Origin of the sequence: Rhodococcus sp. NPDC077669, from assembly GCF_040686915.1 — a bacterium.
Lineage (GTDB): Bacteria > Actinomycetota > Actinomycetes > Mycobacteriales > Mycobacteriaceae > Rhodococcoides > Rhodococcoides fascians.
This window is the reverse complement of sequence record NZ_JBFBMD010000010.1, coordinates 25,544-49,020: the sequence shown is the minus strand read 5'-3', so window position 1 is coordinate 49,020 and position 23,477 is coordinate 25,544. Positions and strand designations below refer to the sequence as shown.

Annotated in this window: 26 protein-coding genes; 12 read left to right on the top strand and 14 right to left on the bottom strand. The window is 65.4% G+C overall.

Translation table 11 applies throughout. The annotated features are described in order from the left end of the window. The 5 genes from AB0P23_RS14055 to AB0P23_RS14035 are packed head-to-tail and all read right to left on the bottom strand — an operon-like array spanning position 1 to position 3,720. Positions 1-606 (bottom strand): response regulator transcription factor, encoded by a 606-nt coding sequence (locus AB0P23_RS14055; protein ID WP_027495906.1) that lies wholly within the window; start codon positions 604-606, stop codon positions 1-3. Further along, on the bottom strand, positions 603-1,739 hold the full coding sequence (locus tag AB0P23_RS14050; RefSeq protein WP_045842048.1) for a histidine kinase: 1,137 nt from the start codon (positions 1,737-1,739) through the stop codon (positions 603-605). The genes AB0P23_RS14055 and AB0P23_RS14050 overlap by 4 nt, the downstream gene beginning before the upstream one ends. A 36-nt stretch (positions 1,740-1,775) precedes the next feature. Beyond that, positions 1,776-2,549: an ABC transporter permease gene (locus AB0P23_RS14045; protein ID WP_032372958.1), complete on the bottom strand. Its 774-nt coding sequence runs from the start codon at positions 2,547-2,549 to the stop codon at positions 1,776-1,778. Further along, positions 2,546-3,496: an ABC transporter ATP-binding protein gene (locus AB0P23_RS14040; protein WP_032372957.1), complete on the bottom strand. Its 951-nt coding sequence runs from the start codon at positions 3,494-3,496 to the stop codon at positions 2,546-2,548. Before AB0P23_RS14040 ends, AB0P23_RS14045 begins: the two co-directional genes overlap by 4 nt. Beyond that, positions 3,493-3,720 carry a hypothetical protein gene (locus AB0P23_RS14035; protein WP_206498738.1) on the bottom strand — a complete coding sequence of 76 codons (228 nt, stop codon included), beginning with the start codon at positions 3,718-3,720 and terminating at the stop codon, positions 3,493-3,495. Before AB0P23_RS14035 ends, AB0P23_RS14040 begins: the two co-directional genes overlap by 4 nt. A 167-nt stretch (positions 3,721-3,887) precedes the next feature. On the opposite strand from AB0P23_RS14035, the gene AB0P23_RS14030 reads away from it, so the two are divergent. From AB0P23_RS14030 to AB0P23_RS14020, 3 genes are read left to right on the top strand one after another with little or no spacing between them, the layout of a single operon-like run. After that, the gene (locus tag AB0P23_RS14030) at positions 3,888-4,442 is read left to right on the top strand and encodes a CcdC protein domain-containing protein (RefSeq protein WP_027495911.1); all 555 of its coding nucleotides are present in this window, start codon (positions 3,888-3,890) and stop codon (positions 4,440-4,442) included. Beyond that, positions 4,439-5,557, top strand: a complete 1,119-nt coding sequence (locus AB0P23_RS14025; protein ID WP_206498739.1) for a histidine kinase — start codon at positions 4,439-4,441, stop codon at positions 5,555-5,557. The genes AB0P23_RS14030 and AB0P23_RS14025 overlap by 4 nt, the downstream gene beginning before the upstream one ends. Before the next feature lie 21 nt (positions 5,558-5,578). Then, a complete protein-coding gene (locus tag AB0P23_RS14020; RefSeq protein WP_206498740.1) occupies positions 5,579-6,226 on the top strand; it encodes a response regulator transcription factor in 648 nt (215 codons plus the stop codon). A 5-nt stretch (positions 6,227-6,231) separates the two neighbouring features. Here the strand turns inward: AB0P23_RS14020 and AB0P23_RS14015 are convergent, their stop codons facing one another. Further along, a complete protein-coding gene (locus AB0P23_RS14015) occupies positions 6,232-7,431 on the bottom strand; it encodes a GNAT family N-acetyltransferase (RefSeq protein ID WP_032365886.1) in 1,200 nt (399 codons plus the stop codon). A 75-nt stretch (positions 7,432-7,506) separates the two neighbouring features. Between AB0P23_RS14015 and AB0P23_RS14010 the strand changes: the two genes are divergently transcribed. Together AB0P23_RS14010 and AB0P23_RS14005 are read left to right on the top strand one after the other, a co-directional pair. Beyond that, the gene (locus tag AB0P23_RS14010) at positions 7,507-8,310 is read left to right on the top strand and encodes an RNA methyltransferase (protein WP_032372954.1); all 804 of its coding nucleotides are present in this window, start codon (positions 7,507-7,509) and stop codon (positions 8,308-8,310) included. Then, positions 8,307-8,570, top strand: a complete 264-nt coding sequence (locus AB0P23_RS14005) for a DUF2537 domain-containing protein (RefSeq protein ID WP_206498741.1) — start codon at positions 8,307-8,309, stop codon at positions 8,568-8,570. The genes AB0P23_RS14010 and AB0P23_RS14005 overlap by 4 nt, the downstream gene beginning before the upstream one ends. 92 nt (positions 8,571-8,662) lie before the next feature. Here AB0P23_RS14005 and AB0P23_RS14000 read toward each other — a convergent pair whose 3' ends face one another. The 5 genes from AB0P23_RS14000 to AB0P23_RS13980 form a co-directional block, all read right to left on the bottom strand. Beyond that, on the bottom strand, positions 8,663-9,430 hold the full coding sequence (locus AB0P23_RS14000) for a hypothetical protein (protein WP_206498742.1): 768 nt from the start codon (positions 9,428-9,430) through the stop codon (positions 8,663-8,665). A gap of 63 nt (positions 9,431-9,493) precedes the next feature. Continuing rightward, the gene (gene sepH / locus AB0P23_RS13995) at positions 9,494-10,393 is read right to left on the bottom strand and encodes a septation protein SepH (protein ID WP_032399886.1); all 900 of its coding nucleotides are present in this window, start codon (positions 10,391-10,393) and stop codon (positions 9,494-9,496) included. A 111-nt stretch (positions 10,394-10,504) separates the two neighbouring features. Beyond that, on the bottom strand, positions 10,505-11,176 hold the full coding sequence (locus tag AB0P23_RS13990) for a rhomboid-like protein (protein WP_283550802.1): 672 nt from the start codon (positions 11,174-11,176) through the stop codon (positions 10,505-10,507). 91 nt (positions 11,177-11,267) lie between these two features. After that, positions 11,268-12,389: a phosphoserine transaminase gene (gene serC, locus AB0P23_RS13985; RefSeq protein ID WP_094650599.1), complete on the bottom strand. Its 1,122-nt coding sequence runs from the start codon at positions 12,387-12,389 to the stop codon at positions 11,268-11,270. A gap of 69 nt (positions 12,390-12,458) precedes the next feature. Further along, positions 12,459-13,577: a citrate synthase 2 gene (locus tag AB0P23_RS13980; RefSeq protein ID WP_027495921.1), complete on the bottom strand. Its 1,119-nt coding sequence runs from the start codon at positions 13,575-13,577 to the stop codon at positions 12,459-12,461. 134 nt (positions 13,578-13,711) lie between these two features. Between AB0P23_RS13980 and pdxH the strand changes: the two genes are divergently transcribed. The 5 genes from pdxH (at position 13,712) to AB0P23_RS13955 (ending at position 18,907) form a co-directional block, all read left to right on the top strand. Continuing rightward, on the top strand, positions 13,712-14,329 hold the full coding sequence (gene pdxH, locus AB0P23_RS13975; protein WP_206498865.1) for a pyridoxamine 5'-phosphate oxidase: 618 nt from the start codon (positions 13,712-13,714) through the stop codon (positions 14,327-14,329). 5 nt (positions 14,330-14,334) lie between these two features. Then, a complete protein-coding gene (locus AB0P23_RS13970; RefSeq protein ID WP_052053171.1) occupies positions 14,335-15,657 on the top strand; it encodes an MFS transporter in 1,323 nt (440 codons plus the stop codon). Next, positions 15,641-16,570, top strand: coding sequence for an aldose 1-epimerase family protein (locus AB0P23_RS13965; RefSeq protein WP_032385849.1), 930 nt, complete (start codon positions 15,641-15,643; stop codon positions 16,568-16,570). The genes AB0P23_RS13970 and AB0P23_RS13965 overlap by 17 nt, the downstream gene beginning before the upstream one ends. Then, on the top strand, positions 16,567-17,538 hold the full coding sequence (locus AB0P23_RS13960) for a carbohydrate kinase (RefSeq protein WP_283550801.1): 972 nt from the start codon (positions 16,567-16,569) through the stop codon (positions 17,536-17,538). The genes AB0P23_RS13965 and AB0P23_RS13960 overlap by 4 nt, the downstream gene beginning before the upstream one ends. Before the next feature lie 70 nt (positions 17,539-17,608). After that, positions 17,609-18,907: a citrate synthase gene (locus tag AB0P23_RS13955; RefSeq protein WP_027495925.1), complete on the top strand. Its 1,299-nt coding sequence runs from the start codon at positions 17,609-17,611 to the stop codon at positions 18,905-18,907. 198 nt (positions 18,908-19,105) lie between these two features. Here the strand turns inward: AB0P23_RS13955 and AB0P23_RS13950 are convergent, their stop codons facing one another. Further along, positions 19,106-19,723: a TetR/AcrR family transcriptional regulator gene (locus AB0P23_RS13950; protein WP_032372949.1), complete on the bottom strand. Its 618-nt coding sequence runs from the start codon at positions 19,721-19,723 to the stop codon at positions 19,106-19,108. A 38-nt stretch (positions 19,724-19,761) separates the two neighbouring features. Here AB0P23_RS13950 and AB0P23_RS13945 point away from each other — a divergent pair, with 38 nt between their 5' ends. Further along, a complete protein-coding gene (locus tag AB0P23_RS13945; RefSeq protein ID WP_363797905.1) occupies positions 19,762-20,598 on the top strand; it encodes an alpha/beta hydrolase in 837 nt (278 codons plus the stop codon). 61 nt (positions 20,599-20,659) lie between these two features. On the opposite strand, the gene AB0P23_RS13940 is transcribed toward AB0P23_RS13945, so the two are convergent. Further along, positions 20,660-21,460 carry a carbon-nitrogen hydrolase family protein gene (locus AB0P23_RS13940; RefSeq protein WP_027495928.1) on the bottom strand — a complete coding sequence of 267 codons (801 nt, stop codon included), beginning with the start codon at positions 21,458-21,460 and terminating at the stop codon, positions 20,660-20,662. Between the two features lie 46 nt (positions 21,461-21,506). On the opposite strand from AB0P23_RS13940, the gene AB0P23_RS13935 reads away from it, so the two are divergent. Beyond that, positions 21,507-22,148 carry a GntR family transcriptional regulator gene (locus AB0P23_RS13935; protein WP_032365894.1) on the top strand — a complete coding sequence of 214 codons (642 nt, stop codon included), beginning with the start codon at positions 21,507-21,509 and terminating at the stop codon, positions 22,146-22,148. Here the strand turns inward: AB0P23_RS13935 and AB0P23_RS13930 are convergent. Then, positions 22,120-23,469 (bottom strand): MFS transporter, encoded by a 1,350-nt coding sequence (locus tag AB0P23_RS13930; RefSeq protein WP_032372947.1) that lies wholly within the window; start codon positions 23,467-23,469, stop codon positions 22,120-22,122. The two genes, AB0P23_RS13935 and AB0P23_RS13930, sit on opposite strands and share 29 nt — an antisense overlap. Between the last annotated feature and the right edge of the window lie 8 nt (positions 23,470-23,477).

Below are 23,477 nucleotides of genomic sequence, written 5' to 3'. Positions count from 1 at the left end.
TCAGATCCACCCGTGGCGTCGGGCCAGTGCGCAGGCCTCGTGCCGGTTCGCCGCCCCGAGTTTCGCGGCCGCCGCAGACAGATAGTTGCGGGTGGTCCCGGGTGACAGATGCGCGCGCTGCGCGATCTCCGCGATCGATGCGCCGTCGGCGGCGAACTCGAGCACATCGGCTTCCCGCGGTGTGAGCGGTGAGTCCCCGGCCCCGATGGCTTCCGCGGCGAGCGTCGGGTCGACGTACCGCCCGCCGCCGTGCACGGTGCGCACCACCTCGGCCAGGGTGGCGGCCGAGGTGGTCTTGGGGAGGAACCCGCGCACGCCGGCCTCGAGCGCCTTCTTCAGGTAGCCCGGCCGACCGTGGCTGGTGACGATGATCGACGCGCAGGTGGGCAGTGTCTCGGCAATTTTCTGCGCCGTCTCGATGCCGTCGATCCCGCCCATCTGCAGGTCCAGCACTGCCACATCGGGTGCCAGGGCCGCGGCAACCGTCAGGGCCTTCTCGCCCGAATCGGCCTGTCCGACGATCTCGATGTCGTCCTCCAGATCGAGCATGGTCGCCAGCGCAGATCGAATGAGGTTCTCGTCGTCGGCCAGTAGAACTCGAATCATGGTGTGGTCCTCGGGTTCTGGGGCGATGTGGGCAACACTGCGATGAGGGTGAATTTCTCGGTTGTCTGCTCCGTGCGCAGTTCCCCTCCGACCGCGACCAAGCGTTCCCGTAGGCCGCTCAGACCCGTGCCGTCGTTGCGGCCGTTCGGCGCACCGGGGTGGTCGTTGGTCAGTCGAATACTGCTGTCGGTCAGTTCGATTCGGCAATAGGTGGCCGCGGAGTGACGCAGTATGTTCGTCACGCCTTCACGAACCACCCAGGCGGCCGCCTCGGCCCCCCGCTCGGACAGTGCCGAGGTCTCACCGGTGAGCTCGGTGGATATCCCGGCCGCCGACAGGAGCGAGCGGGCACCGTCGAGTTCGCCTGCGACATCCACCGATCGATAGCCGCGCACCAGCTTTCGGGCGTCGGTCATCGATTCCTGCGCCAACGCGCGCACCTCGTCCATCTGCGTCGCGGCGCGGTCGTCACCCCTGCGGGCCAGCGTCGCGGCAAGTTCGCTCTTGACCGCGATGGCCGAGAGTGCGCGCCCGACGACGTCGTGCAGATCGCGCGAGAACCTCAGGCGCTCCTCTGCGACGGAGAGAGCTGCGGCTGCGTCGCGGGTGGCGTCGAGTTCGGTCACGATGCGCAGCAGCCACGCCGACAGTTGCACGGTGAAGGCCATGAAAGCGATGAAGACGCCGAGTATTACCGTTTCCAGCGCCGGGGTTCCCACGGCCGCGGCAATCGCGGCGGCGGCCACGGCTGCCGCGAGAGACCAGCGCAATCGAATCAGGGTCGCGACCGCGGTGGTCACGAGTACGGCGGCCCAGAGCGCGTTGCTCGTCGTCCCTCCGGCAACCAGCACCACAGCGGCGACGGACATGATCGCCAACGGGATTCGAGGGTTGGCCGTCGACTCGCCGCCGAGTGCCGGGGTGCGCTGAACGACCACGAAAGCGGCGGCGGCACACACCGCTGCCGCCACCGTCGATCGATAGTCGTCGTACTGAAGCGTCGTCAGCATCGCGCCGACAGCGACACCGACGGTGATCAGCAGGAACGATTGGCGGGTGTAGACGCGTACCTTCTCCACTGCACTGCTGTCGTTCCAGCCGTGCAGTGGATTGAGGTACTCGTACAGCTTCATGATCTCCAGCCTTGCAGACGGACGACGACAGTGTGATCAGGACCGCGGTTCCCAGCGGAAGTGGGTGCGGGCGATCAGCAGGCTGCCGAGAATCCAGGCCAGCATCACCGCCACCGGCATGGCGGCCTCGCCGAAGGTGGCGGCGAACCCGACCGACGCGTCGCCGGGGGTGGTGGTACCGAACCAGCCCAGATTCAACAGGTCCGACACCGCGGCCATGGGAGTCAGCTCGACGACTCGGCTCAGTGAATCCGGGAGAACGTCGCGCAGCATGGCCGAGCCGGCCATGGCGATCAGAATGACCGGCAGACTGGTGATCTGCGCTGCTTCCGCATTACGGGTGAAGGCAGACGTGATCAACGCCAGTGCGGCGAACAGTGCCGCGCCGCCGAGGAGGGCAACAGCGACGAGCAGGACGTTGGTGGGAATGGGCCCACCGAAGGCCAGCACTACAGCTCCGACGATCAAGCCCAGTACGACGGTGAGGACGAACGAGGGGACCGCCGGCCCCAGCAGAATCTGAATGTCCGAGCTTTCGCCGGTGCGAAGTCGCTTGAGTACCAACTCGTCTCGACGTGTGGCGTAGATCGAGAGCATGTTGTAGTAGACCATGAACACCAGCAGGAACAGCGCGAAGAACTCGAGTGCCGCTCCCACGCCCACGTCGGTCAATCCGTCGTCGCCCCGACTGCTGATGATCAGCATGACCACCGGTAGCACGAGAGGTATGACGGTCGCGTTGAACAGTAGTACTCGGTTGCGTCCGAGCAGTGTGAATTCTGCTCGCGACAGGGCGGTCATTGTGCTCATGCGCTCATCACCTCGGTCTTGTCATCGGCTGGTTCGTCGATAGGGGAATTGTCGAATTCGTCTGCGATGGAGAGGAACACGGTTTCGAGCGATGCCGCGCGGGCGTCCAGTCCGTGCAGGGTCACCCCGTTGTTCCGAGCCCACAGCAGCAGATCGGTCAACGTCTCCTGAACCGAGGACGTCTGGATCGAGACCGTCTCTCCCGAGACGTCCATGGATGTGCCCGGCAGCGACGGCAGTGCCGTTCCAGGGGCCTTCAGTTCGATCTTCGCCGGATGGTCGGCGACCACCTCGTCCACCGTGCCGCTCCGAACGACTCTGCCGCGGTGCATGATCGCGAGTCGATCGCACAGTGACTCGGCCTCGTCGAGGTAGTGCGTCGTCAACATGATCGTGACGCCGGAGTTCTTCAGTTCCTGGATCAACCGCCATGTGTTGCGGCGACTTTCGGGATCGAGACCGGTGGTCGGCTCGTCCAGGAACAAGACGCGCGGACGGCTGATGATCGCGCATGCCAGGTCCAGCCTGCGCTGCTCGCCGCCGGACAGGAATTTGACCCGCGTATCGGCACGGTCGGCCAGGTCCACGCGACCGAGTACCTCCGCCACCGGCAGTGGATGGCTGCAGGTGCCCGCCCACATCCGAAGACTCTCGGCGGTGGTCAGATCCTGAGGCAGTCCGCCCTTCTGCAGCATGATTCCCAGAGCAGGCCGAACCTTGCGGCGATCGGCCACCGGATCCATACCCATGATCCGCACCGTGCCCTTGCTGGGTCGCGAAAGGCCCTGAATCACTTCGAGAGTGGATGTCTTGCCCGCACCGTTGGTGCCCAGTAGGCCGAACAGCTCACCCTCCGCGACATGGAGATCGAGAGCCTGGACGGCCTCGTACGCGTTCTTGCCCGATCCGTAGCGGCGAGTCATCCCGTCGACGTCGATGATGGTCATGATTGCGTCCCCCAATGGCGCAGTCCGATGACGAACCGGACACCCATGAAGGCGACGATGACGCCCAGTGCGACGAACGCCGGAAGGGACGGGCCGACAATCGCGAACAGCACGGCGATGATCGCGATGCTGATGACGATGACGACGATCTCACGCGCCAACGTCGGAGCCGGCCCGAGCTCCATCAGATCGGTGAACAGATTTCCTTCGTCTGGTTGCTTCATGACTACGATCCTGCTGCGCGTCGAGCACCGAAAACAGTGCAGCGCATCATGACCTGAGGTGACACCGTCACGGTCCAGCCATGACAAACGTCATGCGCGCGTGTCTCCACCCGATCTCCACCCGTGGGTCGATGTGCCCCCACCGCGATCTTCGTAGCGTTGCTGCCATGAACATTGCAACGATTGCTCTCGTAGTCCTTCTGGTCGGATACCTGCTGGTGCGGCGCATGACCGGCCAGCTCATGGAAGCTCGGCGCATGCTGGTGCTTCCGGCGATCCTCGCCGTCGCCGGACTGGCGTCACTGAATTCGACGGCGCTCTCGGCCACGGCGATCGGGTTCTTGCTCCTCGGCTGTGTCGTCGGAGCCGTGTTCGGGGTGGTCCGCGGCTACACCGTCCGGATCGCCGAGCGGGACGGAGCGGCATGGATGCGTTACTCGTTGGCGTCGGTCGGCCTATGGGTGGCCGCGATCGCGGTGCGCCTCCTCCTCGTGCCGGTGGAGAATGTCGTGGATCCGGCAGCAGCGTCGGTCGCCGGGCAGGCCACCATGTTGGCCGTGGGGGTCGGATTCCTCGCCGAGTCGGTCGTGGTGCTCTACCGAGCCATGCATTCCGAGGCCACCATCGTGTGGCGAGCCGACAAGTCCGGCAACCACACGTTGTCGCCTACGCTGGCCGACATGCACAGTCGGGTTCGCGAAGGACGGGCGAAGATTCGGTGACGTCGGCACCCACGCCGGACGTACGGTTACCCGCACTCGACAGCTTCCGGCTGTCGAGTCGGCCGTATGTCACGGCCGTCGTCGTCGTGGCGGCGTTCGCGACGTCGGATCTGCACGATCCGCTCGTGCTCACGCTGCTCGTCGTCAACAGTCTCGTACTGGCGGCCTCGACGGTGTCGCGACGGTCGACCGGTCTCCGGCTCTCGCTCGCCGGGGCCGGCATCGCACTGGTCGCCTCCGCCGCGATTCTTCCTCTGGGCGGAACCGGGGTCGCAGCAGCGTTTCCGTTCCTGTTCGCCGGACATGCCGGGTGGCGGTTCAAGCCGTCGATTGCGTTTCCGTATGCGGTGTCGCTCAGCGTGGCGTGCGCGTGCGCGCTGTGGATCGCCGATCACCATGGTGTCGACGGGTGGCCATGGGCCGCCGGTCTTTTCGCCGGGTGGCCGGTACTGATCGGGTATTCACGACGCAGTCGTCTGGACGCACTGCGCAATGCCCGGCGCGCCACCGACGCCGAATTGCGCGAGCATGCCCTGGCCGAGCGGGCCCGTATCGCACGCGACATCCACGACGTTCTCGCGCATTCGCTGTCCGGGGTCAATATGCAGCTCGAAGTCGCCGACGCGTTGCTCGACGCCGGTCGCGCCGACGAGGCCAGAGCCGCGGTGAGCAAGGCGCAGAGCCTCGCTCGCGAGGGCCTCACCGAAACCCGCAGGGCCGTGCAGACTTTGCGTCAGGACGTGCTGCCCCTGGTGCCGACGATGGCCGCTCTGGTGGACGCGGACGGGAACTTCCGGGTCGAGGGCGAGGCTGTCGATCTCGATACGCCGCAGTCGCAGTTCCTGGTTCGGTGCGCGCAGGAGGCGCTGACCAATGCCCGTTCTCATGCTCCCGGAGCGGCAGTCGACGTAGTGCTTCGCTTCGCGGCAGAACAGGTGGAGCTCTCCGTGACCAACGGCCCGGCCCAGTCGCCGCCGAAACCGGTCGACAGTACCGGAATGGGGTTGGTCGGCATGCGCGAGCGCGCCGCACTGGTCGGCGGATCGATCGCGGCGGGTCCGGACGGGCGGGGTTGGACTGTCCGTGCCACAGTTGCTGTGCCGCAACCACACTGAAGACGACACGAAGGTGAGGGTATGAGCATTCGGATAGTGATCGCCGACGATCAGGCGTCGGTGCGCGAGGCGCTGGCGACGATGCTCGATCTGATCGACGACATCACCGTCGTCTCGACCGCGACGGACGGCGATGGCGCGGTCGCCGCAGTGCAGGCCGCGATGAGTACCGAATGCCTCGATGTCGTGCTGATGGACCTGCGGATGCCGGGCACCGACGGGATAGAGGCGACCCGAATACTGAAGGGGCTCTTCCCCGATCTACCCGTGGTGGTGTTGACGACCTTCTCCGACGAACGCTCGATACTCGATGCACTCGGTGCGGGCGCACGCGGATATCTCACCAAGGACGCCGGAAGGGTCGAGATAGCGGCGGCATTGCGGGCGGCGGCAGCCGGGCAGTCCGTACTGAACCCGGAGGTACAGGCTCGGCTGCTCGGAGCCGTCGAGCACTCCCGTCCGCCCGAGATCCCAGCTGGTTTGACCCCGCGTGAGGTCGAGGTCCTACGCGCGATCGCGGCCGGTCTGTCGAACCGCGAGATCGCTCAGCAGATGTTCGTCAGCGAGGCAACGGTCAAGACACATATCAACCATCTGTTCGCCAAAGCCCGACTGCGAGATCGAGCGCAGGCCGTGCACTTCGCCTTCACGCACGGGCTGGCGGGATAGTCGCGTCAGAAACCCCAACCCATGACGGCGGGACGCGCTGTTCCGAACGTCAGATCGAGTGCGTGCAGTGATTCTTCGTTGCGGGCGGTGAGGCGATTGGCCGCGGCGAACAATCGGGCTCGGTGGGTACCGAAGTAGATGCTGGCGAGTACGTCGATGTCGAGTTCGATGTCCGGCTCGGATTCCACCCGTGTGCAGGTGGCTCTGCCGTCCGTGACGGTCAGCGAATAGGTACCGCCTGCGTCGAGGAAGGGGTCGCGGACGGCGATGATCAGTGATGTGTCGAGGGCATAGGTGCGCGCCTCGAGGGCAGCCTCGACATGCATGATCCGGGCCCACAGAGCGTCGTGGTGAGCCGTGACCTTCGGCAGCCGGTTGTTGGTCAGCAGGAACGGCAATGCCTCGTCCCGTGCCTGCCGTACCTCGATGGTGTCGACCAGGTCCACGCCGACGAGGATCTGCCACAGCGCGGCGTAGGCGTCGTCGGTCACCGCGATGAATTCCTCCACCACGACCCGGCTCGGGTTGCGTCCGCGTCGGTAAGCGACGTAGCCGTCGGGATGTACGACGAAGAACAGTGCGGTCAGTCCGCCGCGTCGGTTCTCGCGATCGGCGAAGAAGCGCTCCCAGCGGATCGGCGGCTTGGGCTGCGCGCCTGCGGTCTGCTGCTGCCACCGGTGGTAGATGTCCGGGAGCAGTTCGGTGGCCTCGGCCGATTCGATCAGCCGCACACCCGTCGCCGGGGGAGCGTCCTTGCGGAACTGAGCGAACCGACGGTCGATCGAGACGCTGATCTCCTCGGTCACCGGCCCGTACCCGAAGCGTCCGTAGATCGTCGCCTCGCTGGCCGTCAGCAGAGACAGCGGCGCACCCGCGTCGTTCAGAGCGCGGTGCTGCTGGGTGAACATCGATCGCAGAATGCCGCGTCGGCGATGTGTCGGCGCGACGGACACCCAGGACACTCCCGATGCCTCGACCTGAGCTCCGCCGGGAACGGTCACCGACATCGGGAAGTGCATGGCCACACCGACCGGGGTCTCGCCGTCCCACGCCAGGTAGACGTGCTCGGACTTCGTCAGGATCTGCGTCTCGGCCAGGTCCTCGGCGTTCTGGTGCTCGCCGAACGCATGGGCGTCGAGCAGCGCGACGGCATCCCAGTCGTCGTCGGTGGCGGTACGGATGGTGATCGATTCGTCGGTAGTCATCGCTCACAACTTTTCCATACCGGGGTGGTGGTTCGCCGAGGGACTGCCAGAAATGCCGGGTGAGAAGATGAGCAGGTGGTGCATGTAATCGACATCGACGATCCCCTCGACCCGCGGCTCGACGACTTCCGCGACCTCAATTCCTCGGACAGGCGCCCCGATCTACCCGAGGGCAAAGGGTTGGTGATCGCGGAGGGCGTGCTCGTCGCGCAGCGCCTGCTGAGCTCGCGTTTTCCGATGATCAGCCTGCTGGGTGTGGATCGACGGCTCGACGCGTTGCGCGAGGACCTCGCCGATTCGGACGTTCCGTTCTATCGGACGTCGGCCGAGGTGATGGCCGAGGTCGTCGGCTTCCACCTCAACCGTGGTGTGTTGGCGGCGGCGAACAGGCCGCCGGCCCTCGATCTGGACGAGGTGCTGGCGGGCGCGAGCACGGTCGCGATTCTGGAAGGCGTCAACGATCACGAGAATCTCGGGTCGATGTTCCGCAATGCGGCCGGTCTCGGGGTGGACGCGGTGTTGTTCGGGGCCGCCTGCGCCGATCCCCTGTACCGACGGTCTGTCCGGGTGTCGATGGGGCATGTGCTCCGAGTGCCGTTCGCGAAGGTGCCCGAGTGGCCTCGTGGCCTCGATCGGGTGCGGCGGCACGGTTTTCAGCTGATCTCGCTGACGCCGAACCCGGAGGCGGTGTCTCTGGCGACGGCGATGACGGGGGAGAAGGTCGCGTTGCTGCTCGGTGCCGAGGGGCCGGGTCTGACCGAACACGCCATGCGCGCCACCGACATTCGCGCTCGTATTCCGATGGCGCCCGGTACCGATTCACTCAATGTCGCGACGGCCGCGGCGATGGGCTTCTACGAACGGGTGCGTCTGACGTGAAGGATCCGGACGTTCGCTGGACCGGTGTCCCGGTTGCCGTGATCGCGGCAATCCTCGTCGCGGTGGCACTGACGGCGTTCGGCCTGGAACTGGCCAGAGTTCATCCGCTGCTCGCGATCGGCCTCAACCTCGTCGTCGTGGCAGGCGCAGCCCCGACGGTAATGCGGTGGTTCGGCGTTCCGGTATGGCGTTGGGCCGTGTACGGAGCGAGCGCGGGGGCGGTACTGAGCTTCGTTGCGCTGGCGGCTCTGGCGTTCTGAGCCGGCCCGGGCAGGGTTGCGCACTACCGGCGACGATCGGCGGAATCCCGTCGATTGCCGGTCGTTGTGGGCAACGGTGCCCACCCGAGCCACTATTTGCGGGAGAACCAGCGCTTCTTCGGTCGCGGTGCGGGCTCGGCCGATTCCGCTGCGGGTGCATTCTGGACCGGAACGTTCTGGGGCTGCGGCTCTTGGCCCGGTACGTACATGGTGAAACCGCAGACAGGCAGCGCATTCGGGTCGAGCTCGCCGGGCTTCGGGGCACCGGTGTAGCGGAAGCCGAGCCATTCGGCGTTGGCGGCTTCGGCGAATTCCTGGGGGTGGAACGGCAGTGACTGCGGATCCGGCATCACTCCGGGCGGATAGATCAGCGGGTGGTCACCGGCCCAGAACGGACGCTCCCACACCAGAGGCAGCCCCACGTCCTCGTAGATGTAGACGGGGGTGGCGCTGAACGAGCGTCGGAACTCACCGCGCTCCCAGTAGGCGAACGCACCCCAGGCATGCTCGGGGTCCGAGGCGACGAGGTAGGTGTGCTCGGAGGCCAGTGGGCGGGTGACGGATTCGGGAAGGGTCGACGGCGTGGGCACCGACAAGTTGGATCCGCAGACGACGGTGACGCCGGGGTAGCACCCGATGAACACGTGATCGTCGTCCACACCCGCCGAAGTCGAGATGGGTCCCTGCTCGAGGGGGACGGCCGTGAGATGGGGGTAGAGCCGTCCGACGAGCGCACTGGCGGCGTTCCAGTCGGAGGTGGTGGCTTCTCGCAGTACCGATATGGGATCCGGTGCGTCCACGTACCAGATCGTTGATGCTTTGGCCCCCACTACCGGCACCTCTCTCTCCGTGACTTCCATCGAAGCCTACGGTGTGGGTGTCGGCACTCCGACATCGCGCGGCACATCGGTCACACGAAGAACTCAGTTGTGACCGCTGCTGCGCACACCGAGCAGGACGTCTTCCCACGATGGCATGGCCGGCTTGCCACGCTTGTCCTTGCCGCTGGTGTGACCGGCGGCAGGCTTGGGTGCGGGCCTGGGCTCCCTGGCCGCCGGTTCGCGTGGCTGCTCGGGCTCGGGAGTCGGCGCATCGTCCACCTCGACGTCGATGGTCTCGGCGTCGATCTCGCTGTCGGCGGTGGTGCCGTAGTACTCGTCGAAACTCTGCTGCGAGGTCTCGTCGTCGGAGTCCTCGGCGGAGGCAAGTGCACGTACCGGGGCCAGGCCGCGGAGTTGACGTCCGAAGTCCGGGTCGATCAGTTCGCGTGCGGTGTCGTCGAGCGGAGCGATGGTGCCGCCGTGACCGTCGGGCAAGAACTGCCAGTGCGCTTTGTTGGTGGTGCGCCCTGCCTGCCACTTCAGCTGGGCGACCCACTTGTTGTCCTCGTCGCGCCAGGCGTCCCACGCCGCGTCGTCGAGGTTGTGTCCGCGCGCGCGGAAGGCGAGGGTGACGATGTCGAGCAGGGTCTGCACAGCCGGGCCGTCGTGCCGCAGCGGATGTCCGGCCTGGGCCATGGACGCTGCCTGCGAACGCTCGAGCAGTACGGGGTGCGCGAACACCTCGACTCGGCTGATGGCCATTCCGGAATCTGCGGCGACCTGTTCGATGGTCGCGCCGCTGCGGATACGGGCCTGGATTTCCTTCGGCCGGAGCAAGCTGTCCATTTCGATCTCAATCTGTCCTAGTCGAGCGATGTCTCCGCGTGAGGCTGCGCGGAGTTTGTCGTCGGCTGGAAGCCGGAATCTGTCGCCGGTTTTGGGATCTGCGCACACGACGAACTTTCCGTCGGCCTCGAGACCCACCACACGTAAGTCTCGCACCTTGACCTCCTCATCGCGCCGGCTCGCGATACCGTCGAATTCGAGCCTAGTTCACCTACCGTATTCGGCGGGTGTCCGACACGCCTCGCGGCGGTGGCGTCGGTTTCTTTCTCAGAGAGTAGACAGCTGCGCGCTCGGTTGCACCCGATCGGCCGAAGTCGAGTCGATTCGATTGCGCGACAACGGCATTGAATCTCGACGAAGAAAGAATACGCCGAGTCCGAGCCCGATGGTCAGCGCCAGTGCGTGGCCGGCAGCGGTGAACGAGGGATCGGTGATGGCTCCGACGGCGACAACGGCGATCCACAATGCGCCCCACACTGCGCGCCACGGCATCGTCAGGTATCGAATCAAGGAGCCCGCCACCGCAGCTGCGGCATAACTGACCCCGACGTCGACGGCTACGGCCAACGAGTCGGCAAACCAGTCGACGTGGATGCCGACGAACAACCCGACAGCCACCAGTGCCGTCGCGCCGATGTGCCCGGCGGAGAACGTGAGCAGAAACCGGCGCCACCCCGAGACCCACTCGGCGACGGCGAACAGGATGGCGACCGAGGCGAGCCACCACCAATCGGGCCGGCCTTCGGTGAGGAAGGCGCTGGTGACGAGCGTGGCGAGATGACCGTCGGTGAGATTGTGCAGGTTGGTGCTCGCGGCGTGCAGCACATGCCAACGATCGTGCGGCCCGATCTGCCCGAGAGTGACGGTTCCTGCGGCTGTGAGCAGGCAGAACACGAGCGTCACCCGCAGTCGTAGAACGACGGACAGGAGCCTGGACATACGAACGCTCCCTCCGAGGTCGTTACGCTTGCGTAATTGATAGCAAGTGTAGGCCTCGGAGGGAGCGCTGTAGCTGTGAGTTGGCTGCCGACTAGCTCAGCGTGGAGACGACCCAGTCGATGCTCTTGGTCAGTGCGGTGATGTCGTCCGGCTCGATGGCCGGGAACATTCCGACACGCAGCTGGTTGCGACCGAGCTTGCGGTACGGCTCGGTGTCGACGACGCCGTTGGCGCGCAGGATCTTCGCAACCTGGGCTGCGTCGACCTTCTCGTCGAAATCGATGGTTCCGACGACCTGGCTGCGGTGATCCGGGTTCGTCACGAACGGCGTTGCGAAGTCACTGTTCTCGGCCCAGTCGTACAAGCGTGAGGACGAGTCCGCAGTCCGCTTCGTGGCCCAATCCAGGCCGCCCTTGCTGTTGAGCCACTCGATCTGGTCTGCGAAGAGCAGAAGCGTCGCCACTGCGGGGGTGTTGTAGGTCTGGTCCTTGCTGCTGTTGTCGACGGCGATCGGCAACGACAGGAAGTCCGGAACCCACCGGCCACTGGAGGCGATCTCGTCGACGCGGGCGAGAGCGGCCGGGCTCATCAGCGCGACCCACAGGCCGCCGTCGGCGGCGAAGCATTTCTGCGGAGCGAAGTAGTAGACGTCGGAATCGGCGACGTTCACCGGCAGTCCGCCGGCACCGGAGGTGGCGTCGATCGCGATGAGGGCGTTCTCCGAGCCGGCCGGACGGCTGACCGGGATGGCCACGCCCGTCGAGGTCTCGTTGTGGGCCCAACCGATGAGGTCCACGGACGGATCCGACGTGGGCTCGGGCGCGCTGCCGGGCTCTGCCTTGACGACGATCGGATCGCCGATGAACGGGTTGTTCTTGGCCACCGAGGCGAACTTCGAGCTGAACTCACCGTTGGTCAGGTGCAGCGACTTCTCCCGGATGAGGCCGAACGCAGCGGCATCCCAGAACGCGGTGGTACCACCGTTGCCGAGCACGACCTCGTAGCCCTCGGGGAGCGAGAACAGGTCTTTCAGACCACTGCGTACACGTCCGACGACGTCCTTGACGGGCTTCTGGCGGTGGCTGGTGCCGAACACGGACGCACCGACGTCGACCAGGGACTGCAGCTGCTCGGGGCGAACCTTGGACGGGCCGCAACCGAAGCGTCCGTCGGCGGGAAGAAGATCGGCGGGAATGATCGGCAAATCGGCCATGGAGTAGCGCGTCCTAGCGTCGATGGAATATGGCCTCCACAGGCTAGTCGGGTGTCATGACACCGTCGACTACCGGATCAGGTCCCAGCCGTCGACGGAGTCGGGGGTGCGCGGTTCGGGGCCGGTGTAGAGGGCTGCCGGGCGCACCAACTTGCCCAGGCGTTTCTGCTCGAGAATGTGGGCGCACCAGCCGGCGGTACGCCCGCAGGTGAACATTGCGGGCATCATGTGCGCGGGTACCTCGGCGAAGTCGAGGATCACGGCGGCCCAGAACTCGACGTTGGTCTCGATGGCACGATCGGGGCGGCGTTCGCGCAGTTCCGTCAACGCGGCTTGTTCGAGCGCGGCGGCAACCTCGTAGCGCGGAGCGTTCAGGCGCTTGGCGGTGGCGCGCAGGACGCGGGCTCGGGGGTCCTCGGCGCGGTAGACGCGGTGCCCGAAGCCCATGAGCTTTTCCTTGCGGTCGAGGATTCCGGTGATCAGCGCGCGGGCGTCGCCGGTCTTCTCGACTTCTTCGATCATGGGCAGTACGCGGGCCGGCGCGCCGCCGTGCAGTGGGCCGGACATCGCGCCGATGGCTCCGGAGAGACATGCTGCGACGTCGGCTCCGGTGGAGGCGATGACTCGGGCGGTGAACGTCGACGCATTCATGCCGTGTTCGGCGGCGGAGACCCAGTAGGCGTCGATGGCGGCGACGTGGGCGGGGTCGGGCTCGCCCTTCCAGCGGACCATGAAGCGCTCGGTCACGGTGGCCGCCTGATCGATGCGGCTCTGGGGCACAGCGGGCTGGTAGATGCCGCGAGCGGACTGCGCGACGTAGGACAGCGCCATCACCGAGGCGCGGGCCAGGTTGTCGCGGGCGGTGCTGTCGTCGATGTCGAGTACCGGCTGATACCCCCAGATCGGAGCGAGCATCGCCAGGCCTGCTTGCACGTCGACGCGGACGTCACCGGTGTGGATGGGCAGGGGGAACGGCTCGGCCGGTGGCAGGCCGCGGCCGAATTCCCCGTCGACCAACAGCGCCCACACATCGCCGAAGGTGACGCCCTGTGCAACCAGTTCCTCGATGTCGACTCCGCGGTAACGCAGTGCGCCGCCGTCCTTGTCGGGCTCGGCGATGTCGGAGGTGAAGGCGACCACACCTTCGAGACCGGGAACGAAATCTTCGGGAACGTGTTGAACAGCCATGGTCTGTGGACTCCCTCGTCGCGACTGCGCCCGGCTCTGCGCCGCATCCGGGCGTGCTTGCGGAAACCATAGCGAGCTTTTACGCGGGAGTAGCGTTTGGGTTCGTGTCTGCAGACGAACAGCGCCTGGCCACCATGCGAGTGGACTACGGCGAGCCCAAGGATCTCGACGTCGACGCCCTGAGCGACGGCTGGTTGCCACTGGCCCGGCAGTGGCTCTCGGACGCCGTTGCCGCGAATCTGCCCGAGCCCAACGCGATCGTGCTCGGCACGGTCGACGCTGCCGGTAGGCCCGCGACCCGCACCGTCCTGTGCAAGGACCTCGACGCCGAGGGCGTGGTGTTCTACACCAACTACGACTCGGACAAGGGCCGCGCATTGGCGTCGACGCCGTACGCGTCCATCACCTTTCCGTGGATCGGCATCGCCCGTCAGCTCACCGTCCGCGGACCGGTCACCAGAGTCGACCGCGACACCACCGAGGCGTACTGGCGGACGCGACCGCGCGGCTCGCAGCTGGGCGCATGGGCGTCCGAGCAATCGCGAACCGTCGTGTCTCGTGACGCTCTCGCCGCGCAACTGGCCGAGGTCACCGCGACGTTCGACGGGCGCGAGGTGCCGGTACCGCCGAATTGGGGCGGCGTCCGCGTCGAACCGGAGATCGTCGAATTCTGGCAGGGTCGAACCAGCCGGATGCACAACAGAATTCGAGTGATGCCGGCGAGCGGTGTGATCGAGCGACTGCAACCGTGAGCGGGCTGCGCGGCATCCTGGCCGACACGACCCCGCTGAAGACTCCCGCATATCGCCGCCTGTGGCTGGCGAACATCGTCACCGTCATCGGCGCGCAGCTTTCGATCGTCGCTGTGCCGCAACAGGTTTATCAGATCACCCTGAGCTCGGCCTACGTCGGCTTGACGGGCGTGTTCGCTCTGGTGCCCCTCATCGTGTTCGGGCTGTGGGGCGGGGCCCTGGCCGACGTGATGGACCGCCGAACCTTGTTGATGATCACCACGTTCGGCCTGATCGGAACGTCGGCACTGTTCTGGTTGCAGGCGTTCCTGCAACTGAACAACGTGTGGATCGTGTTGGTGCTGTTGGCAGTTCAGCAGGCCTTCTTCGCCGTCAATCAGCCGACCCGCAGTGCGATACTGCCGCGAATCCTGCCCGCGGGGCAGTTGCCCGCCGCGAACTCTCTGAACATGACGGTGATGAACTTCGGTGCCATCGCCGGTCCGCTCAGTGCAGGCATCCTCATCTACTACATCGGACTGGAGACGCTCTACCTGATCGACACCATCGCACTGTTCGCCACGCTGTGGGCGGTGATCAGGCTGCCGGGCATTCCGCCGGCCAAGTCCGGTCAACGCGCCGGATTACGTTCGGTGTTCGAGGGTTTCGCGTACCTCGCTACCCAGAAGGTGCTGCTGGCGTCGTTCGTCGTCGACATCATCGCCATGGTGTTCGGGATGCCTCGGGCGCTGTTCCCGCAGATCGCCCACGACAGTTTCGGGGACCCGGCCTCGGGTGGGCCGGTGCTGGGCATGCTGTTCGCGGCGATGTCCGCGGGAGCGGTGCTCGGTGGAGTGTTCTCCGGTTGGCTACCGCGCGTGCGGCGTCAAGGCCTTGCGGTGTTGATCTGCATCGTCGTCTGGGGCGTGGCGATGATCGGATTCGGGCTCGCCGTCGGTGCGGCGACCGACGGAGCGACGACGGTTGCCCTGTGGTTCGCACTGGCGTTTCTGGCGCTCGGTGGCGGTGCCGACATGATCTCGGCGGCGTTCCGCAGCACGATGCTGCAGACGGTGGCGACCGACGAGATGCGCGGCCGACTGCAAGGCGTCTTCATCGTCGTCGTCGCGGGAGGGCCCCGGATCGGCGATGTTCTGCACGGCGCGGCAGCGGCCTCGGTGGGGACGGCCGCGGCCGCCGCAGGAGGTGGTGTGCTGGTGGTCATCGGTGTCTCGATCGCAGCCCTCGCGCTACCGGCATTCATTCGCTACCGGGTCGGCGCAATCGTCGGTAGCAAGACGGTGGACGACACCGTCGTGGACAATGGCTCGCATGGCTCCCACAGCTGAGGCGCAGACGTATTCGTTGACGAGCGGCAAGTATCGCGCCGACGTCGCTGCTGTCGGAGCGGGCCTGCGGGTCCTCGAGTACGACGGCTCACCGCTCACCGAAACGTGGGAGGCGGGCACCAAGCCGCCGCTGTCGGCGGGACTGGTGTTGGCCCCGTGGCCCAATCGAACGGCCGACGGAACGTTCACGTTCGAAGGCGTCGAACATCGGTTGGAGATCACCGAACCGGCCCGCAACAACGCGAGCCACGGTTTCGTCCGACGGGTGGAGTGGACTCTCGACGAGCACACCGAGTCTCGCGTCGAGCAGAGCGTGGACATCGGCACGCACGAGGGTTGGCCGTTCTCGTTGCGATTGACGGTGGCACACGAGCTGTCCGACGACGGTCTGACGGTGACCGCGTCGGCGACGAACACGGGCGAATCGGCTGCGCCGTACGGAATGGGATTCCATACCTACGTGCGTGTGGGGGACGTACCCCTCGACGAATGCACGCTCGAACTGTCCGCGGGTACGCGGCTGCCGCTCGATCCGGTACGCAATCTGCCCGTAGGGCTTTCGGTGCCGACGGCCGATACCGAGTACGACTTTCGGCAGCCTCGGAACCTCGAGGGCGTGCAGCTCGACACCCCGTTCAGTGCCTCGGTGCCGGATGTAGACGGACGCGCGAAGCACACACTGCGTGGCCCCGACGGCACCGCGACGGTGCTGTGGACCGACAGCAACTTCGGGTGGGTGCAGGTGTTCACCGCCGATCCCGCCAACGATCAGGCGTACCCGGACCGGGGACGTGCGTTGGCGATCGAACCGATGACCTGCCCGCCCGACGCGTTGAATTCCGAGATCGATCTGATCGTGCTCGACCCGGGGCAAACCTGGTCCGGCAGCTGGGGAATGGAGTACGAGAAGTGACGATTCTGGTGTGCGGCGAAGCATTGGTGGATCTGGTGCCGGTGCACGAGGGGCCGCTGCTCTCACCGAAACTCGGCGGCGGGCCGTTCAACGTCGCCATCTCGATCGGCCGGTTGGGGTCGCCGGTTGCCTATCTCTCCCGCATCTCTCGCGACTCGTTCGGCGAGCAGATCCTGGCGAGTCTGCGCGATGCCGGTGTCGACATCTCGTGGGTGCAGCGCGGTGACGAGCCGACGACGTTGGCGATGACGACCCTCGCCGAGGACGGCAGCGCCGAGTACTCGTTCTACGCCGATGGCACGGCCGATCGACTCGTCGCCGATCCCGGTGATCTGCCCGACGAGATCAGCGTTCTGTCCTTCGGCACGTTGTCGTTGCTGTACGAGCCCGGCGCGTCGGTGTACGCCGAATTGCTGCATCGAGCTCGGGCGGCGGGCAAGCTGACGATGCTCGACCCCAACATTCGCCCGGCCGCCATCGACAGCACCAGCGGCGACATCACCGCCGACGGATTTCGCGACCGCTTTCGCTCGTGGTTGCCGAGCATCGACATTCTCAAGGTGTCCGAGGACGACTCGTACTGGCTGGGGCTGGGCACGCAGGGCACCACCGTCGACGACTGGCTCGCCGCTGGTGTGACCGCGGTGGTGATGACCCGCGGCGGGGACGGTATCTCGGTGTTCACCGCGTCCGGGGAGACGACGGCCACGGGAGTGACAGCAGCCGAGGAGGTGTCGGTACCGGGCGTTGCCGTCGACGTCGTCGACACGATCGGCGCTGGTGACACCGTGCACGGCGCACTGTTGAGCTACCTGGAAAAAGAGACCATTATCACATCGAAAGCGGTACAGGAGATGACCGGGGAGGATTGGCGGCAAGCTCTTTCGTTCGCTGCCACGGCAGCCGCGATCACGGTTTCACGACCCGGTGCCGACCCTCCCTGGGCGTCCGAGGCACCGAGAGACTAGTTTCACTAGCGACGTTAGAACTGTCCGTTTTAAGTACGTGTCCGTTACACGAGTTCGAGAGGGACCATTCGTGCCCGCTGAGAATGATGCCAAAGCCACCCTCACCTACCCCGGTGGCGAATATTCCATGTCGATTGCCGAGGCCAGTGAAGGCAACAACGGTATCGAGCTGGGAAAGCTGCTGGCGACCACCGGCTACACGACGTTGGACGGCGGGTTCGTCAACACCGCGTCCACCAAGTCGGCCATCACGTACATCGACGGTGACGCGGGGATCCTGCGCTACCGCGGGTACCCGATCGAACAGCTTGCGGGCAAGTCGTCGTTCATCGAGGTCAGCTACCTGTTGATCTACGGGGAGCTGCCGTCCGAGGACGAGCTCGAGACGTTCACCGACCGCATCCGTCGCCACACGTTGCTGCACGAGGACCTCAAGCGTTTCTTCGACGGCTTCCCGCGCAACGCCCACCCGATGCCGGTGCTGTCGAGCGCGGTCAACGCACTGTCGGCGTACTACCAGGATTCGCTCGAGCCCAACGATCCCGAGCAGGTCGAGCTCTCCACCATCCGTCTGCTGGCCAAGCTGCCGACCATCGCGGCATACGCCTACAAGAAGTCGGTCGGTCAGCCGTTCCTCTACCCGGACAACTCGAAGAGCCTGGTCGAGAACTTCCTGCGCATGACGTTCGGCTTCCCCGCCGAGCCGTACGAGGTCGATCCCGAGATCGTCAAGGCACTCGACATGCTGCTCATCCTGCACGCCGACCACGAGCAGAACTGCTCCACGTCGACGGTCCGCCTCGTCGGATCCTCGCAGGCCAACCTCTTCACCTCGATCTCCGGCGGCATCAACGCGCTGTGGGGCCCGCTGCACGGCGGTGCCAACCAGGCCGTGCTCGAGATGCTCGACAAGATCAAGGCCGAGGGCGGCGACGCCACGGACTTCCTGCGTCGGGTGAAGAACAAGGAAGACGGCGTCAAGCTCATGGGCTTCGGACACCGGGTGTACAAGAACTTCGATCCGCGCGCGACGCTGGTCAAGGAAACCGCACACACGATCCTGGGCAAGCTGGGCAACGGCGACGAACTGCTCGAGATTGCACTCAAGCTCGAAGAGACCGCGCTCACCGACGACTACTTCGTCGAGCGCAAGCTGTACCCCAACGTCGACTTCTACACCGGCCTGATCTACCGCGCGATGGGCTTCCCGCCGCGCATGTTCACGGTGTTGTTCGCGATGGGCCGTCTCCCGGGCTGGATCGCGCACTGGCGCGAGCAGAACGAGGACACCACGGGCAAGATCGGCCGTCCGCGCCAGATCTACACCGGCTACACCGAGCGCGACTACCAGGACGTCAGCTCCCGCTAGTTCTTGCTGCACGACAACGCCGCCGACTCCCTCGGGAGCCGGCGGCGTTGTCGTTGTCGGCCTGCGTATCCCGCCGAGTTCGCAGTTACGCAGGCGATATGGGCTGTTTCGTCGACACAACTGCGAACTCGGCGCGTGACGGGGCTTGGTGTCCCGGCGAACTCGAAGTTATGGACGAGATTCGGCCGGAATTCGTCCCTAACTTCGAGTTCGCGGCCGCAATTCTGTCCGAGCGTGTGCGATGAACCACTGCTCCCATTGCTCGGAGGTCCATCCGCGCTCGCGGGTCAATCTCAGCCACACCGAGCGAGCCGTGAGCAACCACATGGCGTCGACGACGATGTCCGGCGGAGGACCGTCGAGAATCAGCCCTGCTGCCCAACGGTTCTCGTCCCATCGCGTTTTCTCTCGGACCGAGAGCCGCTGCGCAGCAACTGGATCCACTACTGCGGCCTCGTCCAGCACGTGTTGTATGGCCGCGGATCGCTCATGTGCCCCGCGGAGCCACGCCGCGCCGGCGACGAGTCGTTCCTCGAACGTTCCGGTGCCCATCTTCTCGTAGTCCGGCAACTGGCGGACGGGCGAGTCCAGGCCGTTCGAGAGCGCACTGTCGATGCATCCGTCCAGTAACGCGAGCTTGCCGTCGAATTGTTGGTAGACGGTCTGCCGGGTCAGACCGGCCTCCGACGCGACGTTGGCCATGGTGGTGGCGACCCATCCTCGACTCAAGAACATCGCATGTGCGGCGTCGATCACTGCGGCGCGGTTGAGTCGAGCGCGCTCGGTGCGCAGGTCCGACGAGTAAGTCCTGGCCATGAGATGCAGTCTAGACATAATTGAGATTACGCTGTGTAATGTTAGATATGAACGAATACCACTTTCCTACTCGACTCGGTCGGTTAACCGTCCGAGTGACGGGCACGGGACCGCCGGTTGTGCTGTGGCACAGCATGTTCGTCGACTCCTCGAGCTGGGATCGCGTCCTGTCGGAGCTGGCTGCAACTCGGACTGTGCACCTGGTCGACGCCCCATCCTGTGGTTCGAGCGACCCGTTGAGCGAAGCCGCCGATATCTCGGCGTGTGCCGATGCCGCTGTCGAACTACTCGAAGAGATGCAGCGCCGATGGGGATTCGGCAGCGTCGATTGGGTCGGAAATGCCTGGGGTGGTCATGTCGGTATGGAGGTAGCCGCGCGACGACCGGATCTGATCTCGACCCTCGTTGCGATCAGTGCGCCGACGCATCCCATCGACGAGGCGTTGCGTCGCAAGGTCCGCATGCTGCTGCCGCTGTATCGCCTTGTCGGGCTTCGTGGCCCGGTGCGATCGGCCATCGAGGAAACCATTTTCACCGATCATTCCCGAGCTCACGACCCCGAGGCGGTGCAGTTGCTGCGCGACACAATCGGGCGGGCGGGCCGTCGGGCGACCATCCTGGCCATCAAAACGGCGATTCTGAATCGAACGGACTTGAATTGGGCTGCACAGGCCTTGACGTGTCCGACGCTGTTCGTCACCACCGACGATCGTGGTGAATGGACGCCGGAGGAGGCCCGCGCCGTGGTCGCCACGATGGTCGATGCGCGCGAGGCCACCGTCAGCGGCGCGCGGGTGATACCGGCGTTGGAGCAGCCGGATCGATTGGCCGAGGTGGTCGACGAGTTCTGGTCCAGGCGCGCAGATCCTCGCTGAACTCGAGGTTATGGACGGATTTGGGCCAGAATTCGTCCATAACTTCGAGTTCGCGGCGCGCTCAGGCGTCGAAGTGCTTGCGGTTCTTCAGCACTGGCAGGTTCTTGCGCACGGCGTCGACCAGCTCGGTATGGATGTCGATCGTCAGCATGCCGGGTGTCGCGTCGAGTTGGCCGAGGATCTCGCCGGTGGGGGAGCAGACGATGCTGTGGCCGACGCCCAGTGGGGCATTGCCTTCGGCGGCAGCAGGTTCGGCTTGATCGCAGGCCGCGATGAAAGTGGTCGAGTCCAGGGCGCGTGCGCGGGCGAGCAGGGTCCACTGCTCCACTTTGCCGTCACCCGATCCCCAGGACGCCGGTACCACGACGAGTTCGGCACCGAGGTCGCCGAGTTTCTGGAACAGGGCAGGGAAGCGAATGTCGTAGCAGGTCGCGAAGCCGACGCGGACTCCCGCGATGTCGAGCACGAGCGGGTCGGAACCCGGTGCGACGGTATCGGATTCGGCGAATCCGAACGCGTCGAACAGATGAATCTTGTCGTAGCTCGCCTCGACGCCCGGGCCGGTGACGAGCAGTGTGTTGGTCACTCTGTCGTCGGGCGCGGGAGTGAACATTCCGGCGACGACGGTGATGCCGGCGTCGGACGCGATCCGACGAACGGTCTGTGCCCATTCGCCGTCCAGTGGCTGCGCGAACTTTCGGATGGGTCCGCCGAAGCAGCGCATCATCGCCTCCGGGAACACGACGAGGTCCGAGCCTGCGTGCGCCGCGGCGCGGGTGTGGGTCTCGATGAGTTCGAGGTTCTCGGTGGGGTTTTCGCCACTGGTGATCTGGGCCAGGCTGATGCGGATAGTCGAGCTCACGGTGTGACTCCTGGTTTCGTCGGGGGAAGACAGGTATACATATCGTATGCAACCACTGTCGGGGAGGGACAAGGCGTACCAGTTCGTCCGTGATCAGGTGTTGTCGTCACCGGCCGCCACCGGCACTTTTCTGAACGAACAGGAACTTGCGACTCGAATCGGCGTATCGCGCACGCCGGTCCGTGAGGCGTTGCTGATGCTGCAGTCCGAGGGTCTGGTCGAGATGGTGCCCAAGCGCGGTGCTCATGTGCCGGCGATGTCCGGACGGCAGATCGCCGAATTGATGGATCTGCGAGGCGTTCTGGAACGGCACGCGGCGTCGCGGGCGCTGCGTGCCGGTGACGCTCCGATCGCGGCGATGCAGCATGCGTTGCATCAGCAGGAGCTGCTGATGAATTCCGACAGCACCGACGCTCCCAAGGAATTCATCGACTGGGACGGGACGTTCCATCAGAGTTTGATCGATTCGGCGGGCAGTGATCTGCTCTCGCGCACGTATGCCGGTTTGCGGGCGCGTCAGCTCCGAGTGGGCTTGAGTGCGTTGTTCACCGCCGCCAACCGGCAACACCGAGTGTGCGCCGAGCACCAGGCCATCATCGACGCACTGAGTGCCGGCGACGAGGGCCTGGTGCACGAGAAGATCGACGCTCACCTCGAGGTCACGCTTCAGACTCTGTTGCGCGCGTAGCATTTTCGTGCTGCTGGCCCAGCAGCACGTAGTGCTCGTCCTCGGTGGGGTCCGGGTTGCGTCCGAGGGCGAGGCCGACGAGTGTCACGGCGCCGACAACGACGATGTACCCGGCGATCGGCACCCAGCTGTCCGTCTTGTCCAACAGGTAGACGAAGATCAGCGGAGCCATCGCACCACCGAAGACACCGGCGATCGTGTACGCCAACGAGCTGCCGGTCGAGCGCAATCGAACGCTGAACTGCTCGGTGACGAATGCTGCCTGTGGCCCGTACATGAACGAGTGGAACGCCAGGCCCACCACCACACCCAGGATCAGCAGCGGTAGCGATCCTCCGCCGATGACGAGGAAGAAGATCGCACTCCACGCGACACCGCCCACGGCTGCGACGCCGTAGACGAGGCGTCGGTTGATGCGGTCGGACACTGCTCCGGCGAGCGGGATCAGGCCGAGTTGGCATGCCGACCCGATCAGAATGGCGGTCAGTACCTCACTGCGCTCGAAGCCCAACTTCTGTGTGCCGTAGGTGATCGAGAAGACGGTGAACAGTGCGTAGATGACGTCCGGCGCGACACGAGACATGATGCCTGCCACCAGGGGTCGCAGTTCGGTCTTGAACACTTCGCTGATCGGTGCCTCGGAACGTTCGCCGCTTTCCTGCAGCGCCTTGAACACCGGGGTGTCCTCGAGCTTCAACCGGATCCACAGACCGAATCCGACGAGTACCGCGGAGAACAGGAACGCCACGCGCCATCCCCAGGACTCGAACTGCTGGTCGGTCAATGTCAGCGTCAGAACGGCAAGTGCACCGTTGGCGAGCAGGTTGCCCGCGGGTGGTCCGATCTGTGCTGCGGAAGACCAGAATCCGCGTTTGCGGGGATCGCCGTATTCGCTCGACAGGAGAACGGCTCCGCCCCATTCGCCGCCGACGGCAACGCCCTGACAGAAGCGCATCGTGACGAGAATGATCGGTGCCGCGATGCCGATGGAGTCGTATCCGGGGATCAGACCGATGGCGAAGGTCGTGACGCCGATCAACATCAGGGTGATGACGAGGAGCTGTTTTCGTCCGATGACGTCGCCGAGCCGGCCGAAGACGAACCCTCCGACCGGACGGGCGACGTACCCGACCGCGTATGTCGAGAAAGCCAGCAGAGTCCCGGTCAGTGGGTCGCTGTCCGGGAAGAAGACCAGCGGAAGCACCAGAGCTGCGGCGGCCGAGTAGACCGCGAAGTCGTACCACTCCAATGCCGTTCCGGTGAGGCTGGCCGCAAAGGCCTTGGCCAGGCCTTTTCTATCTACCGAAACAGGTTCGGTCATGACGACTC

Bases quoted from the DNA above. Each gene is read 5' to 3' on its own strand.
- AB0P23_RS14055 (WP_027495906.1), bottom strand. From the start codon at position 606: ATGATTCGAGTTCTACTGGCCGACGACGAGAACCTCATTCGATCTGCG.
- AB0P23_RS14050 (WP_045842048.1), bottom strand. From the start codon at position 1,739: ATGAAGCTGTACGAGTACCTCAATCCACTGCACGGCTGGAACGACAGC.
- AB0P23_RS14045 (WP_032372958.1), bottom strand. From the start codon at position 2,549: ATGAGCACAATGACCGCCCTGTCGCGAGCAGAATTCACACTGCTCGGA.
- AB0P23_RS14040 (WP_032372957.1), bottom strand. From the start codon at position 3,496: ATGACCATCATCGACGTCGACGGGATGACTCGCCGCTACGGATCGGGC.
- AB0P23_RS14035 (WP_206498738.1), bottom strand. From the start codon at position 3,720: ATGAAGCAACCAGACGAAGGAAATCTGTTCACCGATCTGATGGAGCTC.
- AB0P23_RS14030 (WP_027495911.1), top strand. From the start codon at position 3,888: ATGAACATTGCAACGATTGCTCTCGTAGTCCTTCTGGTCGGATACCTG.
- AB0P23_RS14020 (WP_206498740.1), top strand. From the start codon at position 5,579: ATGAGCATTCGGATAGTGATCGCCGACGATCAGGCGTCGGTGCGCGAG.
- AB0P23_RS14015 (WP_032365886.1), bottom strand. From the start codon at position 7,431: ATGACTACCGACGAATCGATCACCATCCGTACCGCCACCGACGACGAC.
- AB0P23_RS14000 (WP_206498742.1), bottom strand. From the start codon at position 9,430: ATGGAAGTCACGGAGAGAGAGGTGCCGGTAGTGGGGGCCAAAGCATCA.
- AB0P23_RS13990 (WP_283550802.1), bottom strand. From the start codon at position 11,176: ATGTCCAGGCTCCTGTCCGTCGTTCTACGACTGCGGGTGACGCTCGTG.
- serC (WP_094650599.1), bottom strand. From the start codon at position 12,389: ATGGCCGATTTGCCGATCATTCCCGCCGATCTTCTTCCCGCCGACGGA.
- AB0P23_RS13980 (WP_027495921.1), bottom strand. From the start codon at position 13,577: ATGGCTGTTCAACACGTTCCCGAAGATTTCGTTCCCGGTCTCGAAGGT.
- pdxH (WP_206498865.1), top strand. From the start codon at position 13,712: ATGCGAGTGGACTACGGCGAGCCCAAGGATCTCGACGTCGACGCCCTG.
- AB0P23_RS13965 (WP_032385849.1), top strand. From the start codon at position 15,641: ATGGCTCCCACAGCTGAGGCGCAGACGTATTCGTTGACGAGCGGCAAG.
- AB0P23_RS13950 (WP_032372949.1), bottom strand. From the start codon at position 19,723: ATGGCCAGGACTTACTCGTCGGACCTGCGCACCGAGCGCGCTCGACTC.
- AB0P23_RS13945 (WP_363797905.1), top strand. From the start codon at position 19,762: ATGTTAGATATGAACGAATACCACTTTCCTACTCGACTCGGTCGGTTA.
- AB0P23_RS13935 (WP_032365894.1), top strand. From the start codon at position 21,507: ATGCAACCACTGTCGGGGAGGGACAAGGCGTACCAGTTCGTCCGTGAT.
- AB0P23_RS13930 (WP_032372947.1), bottom strand. From the start codon at position 23,469: ATGACCGAACCTGTTTCGGTAGATAGAAAAGGCCTGGCCAAGGCCTTT.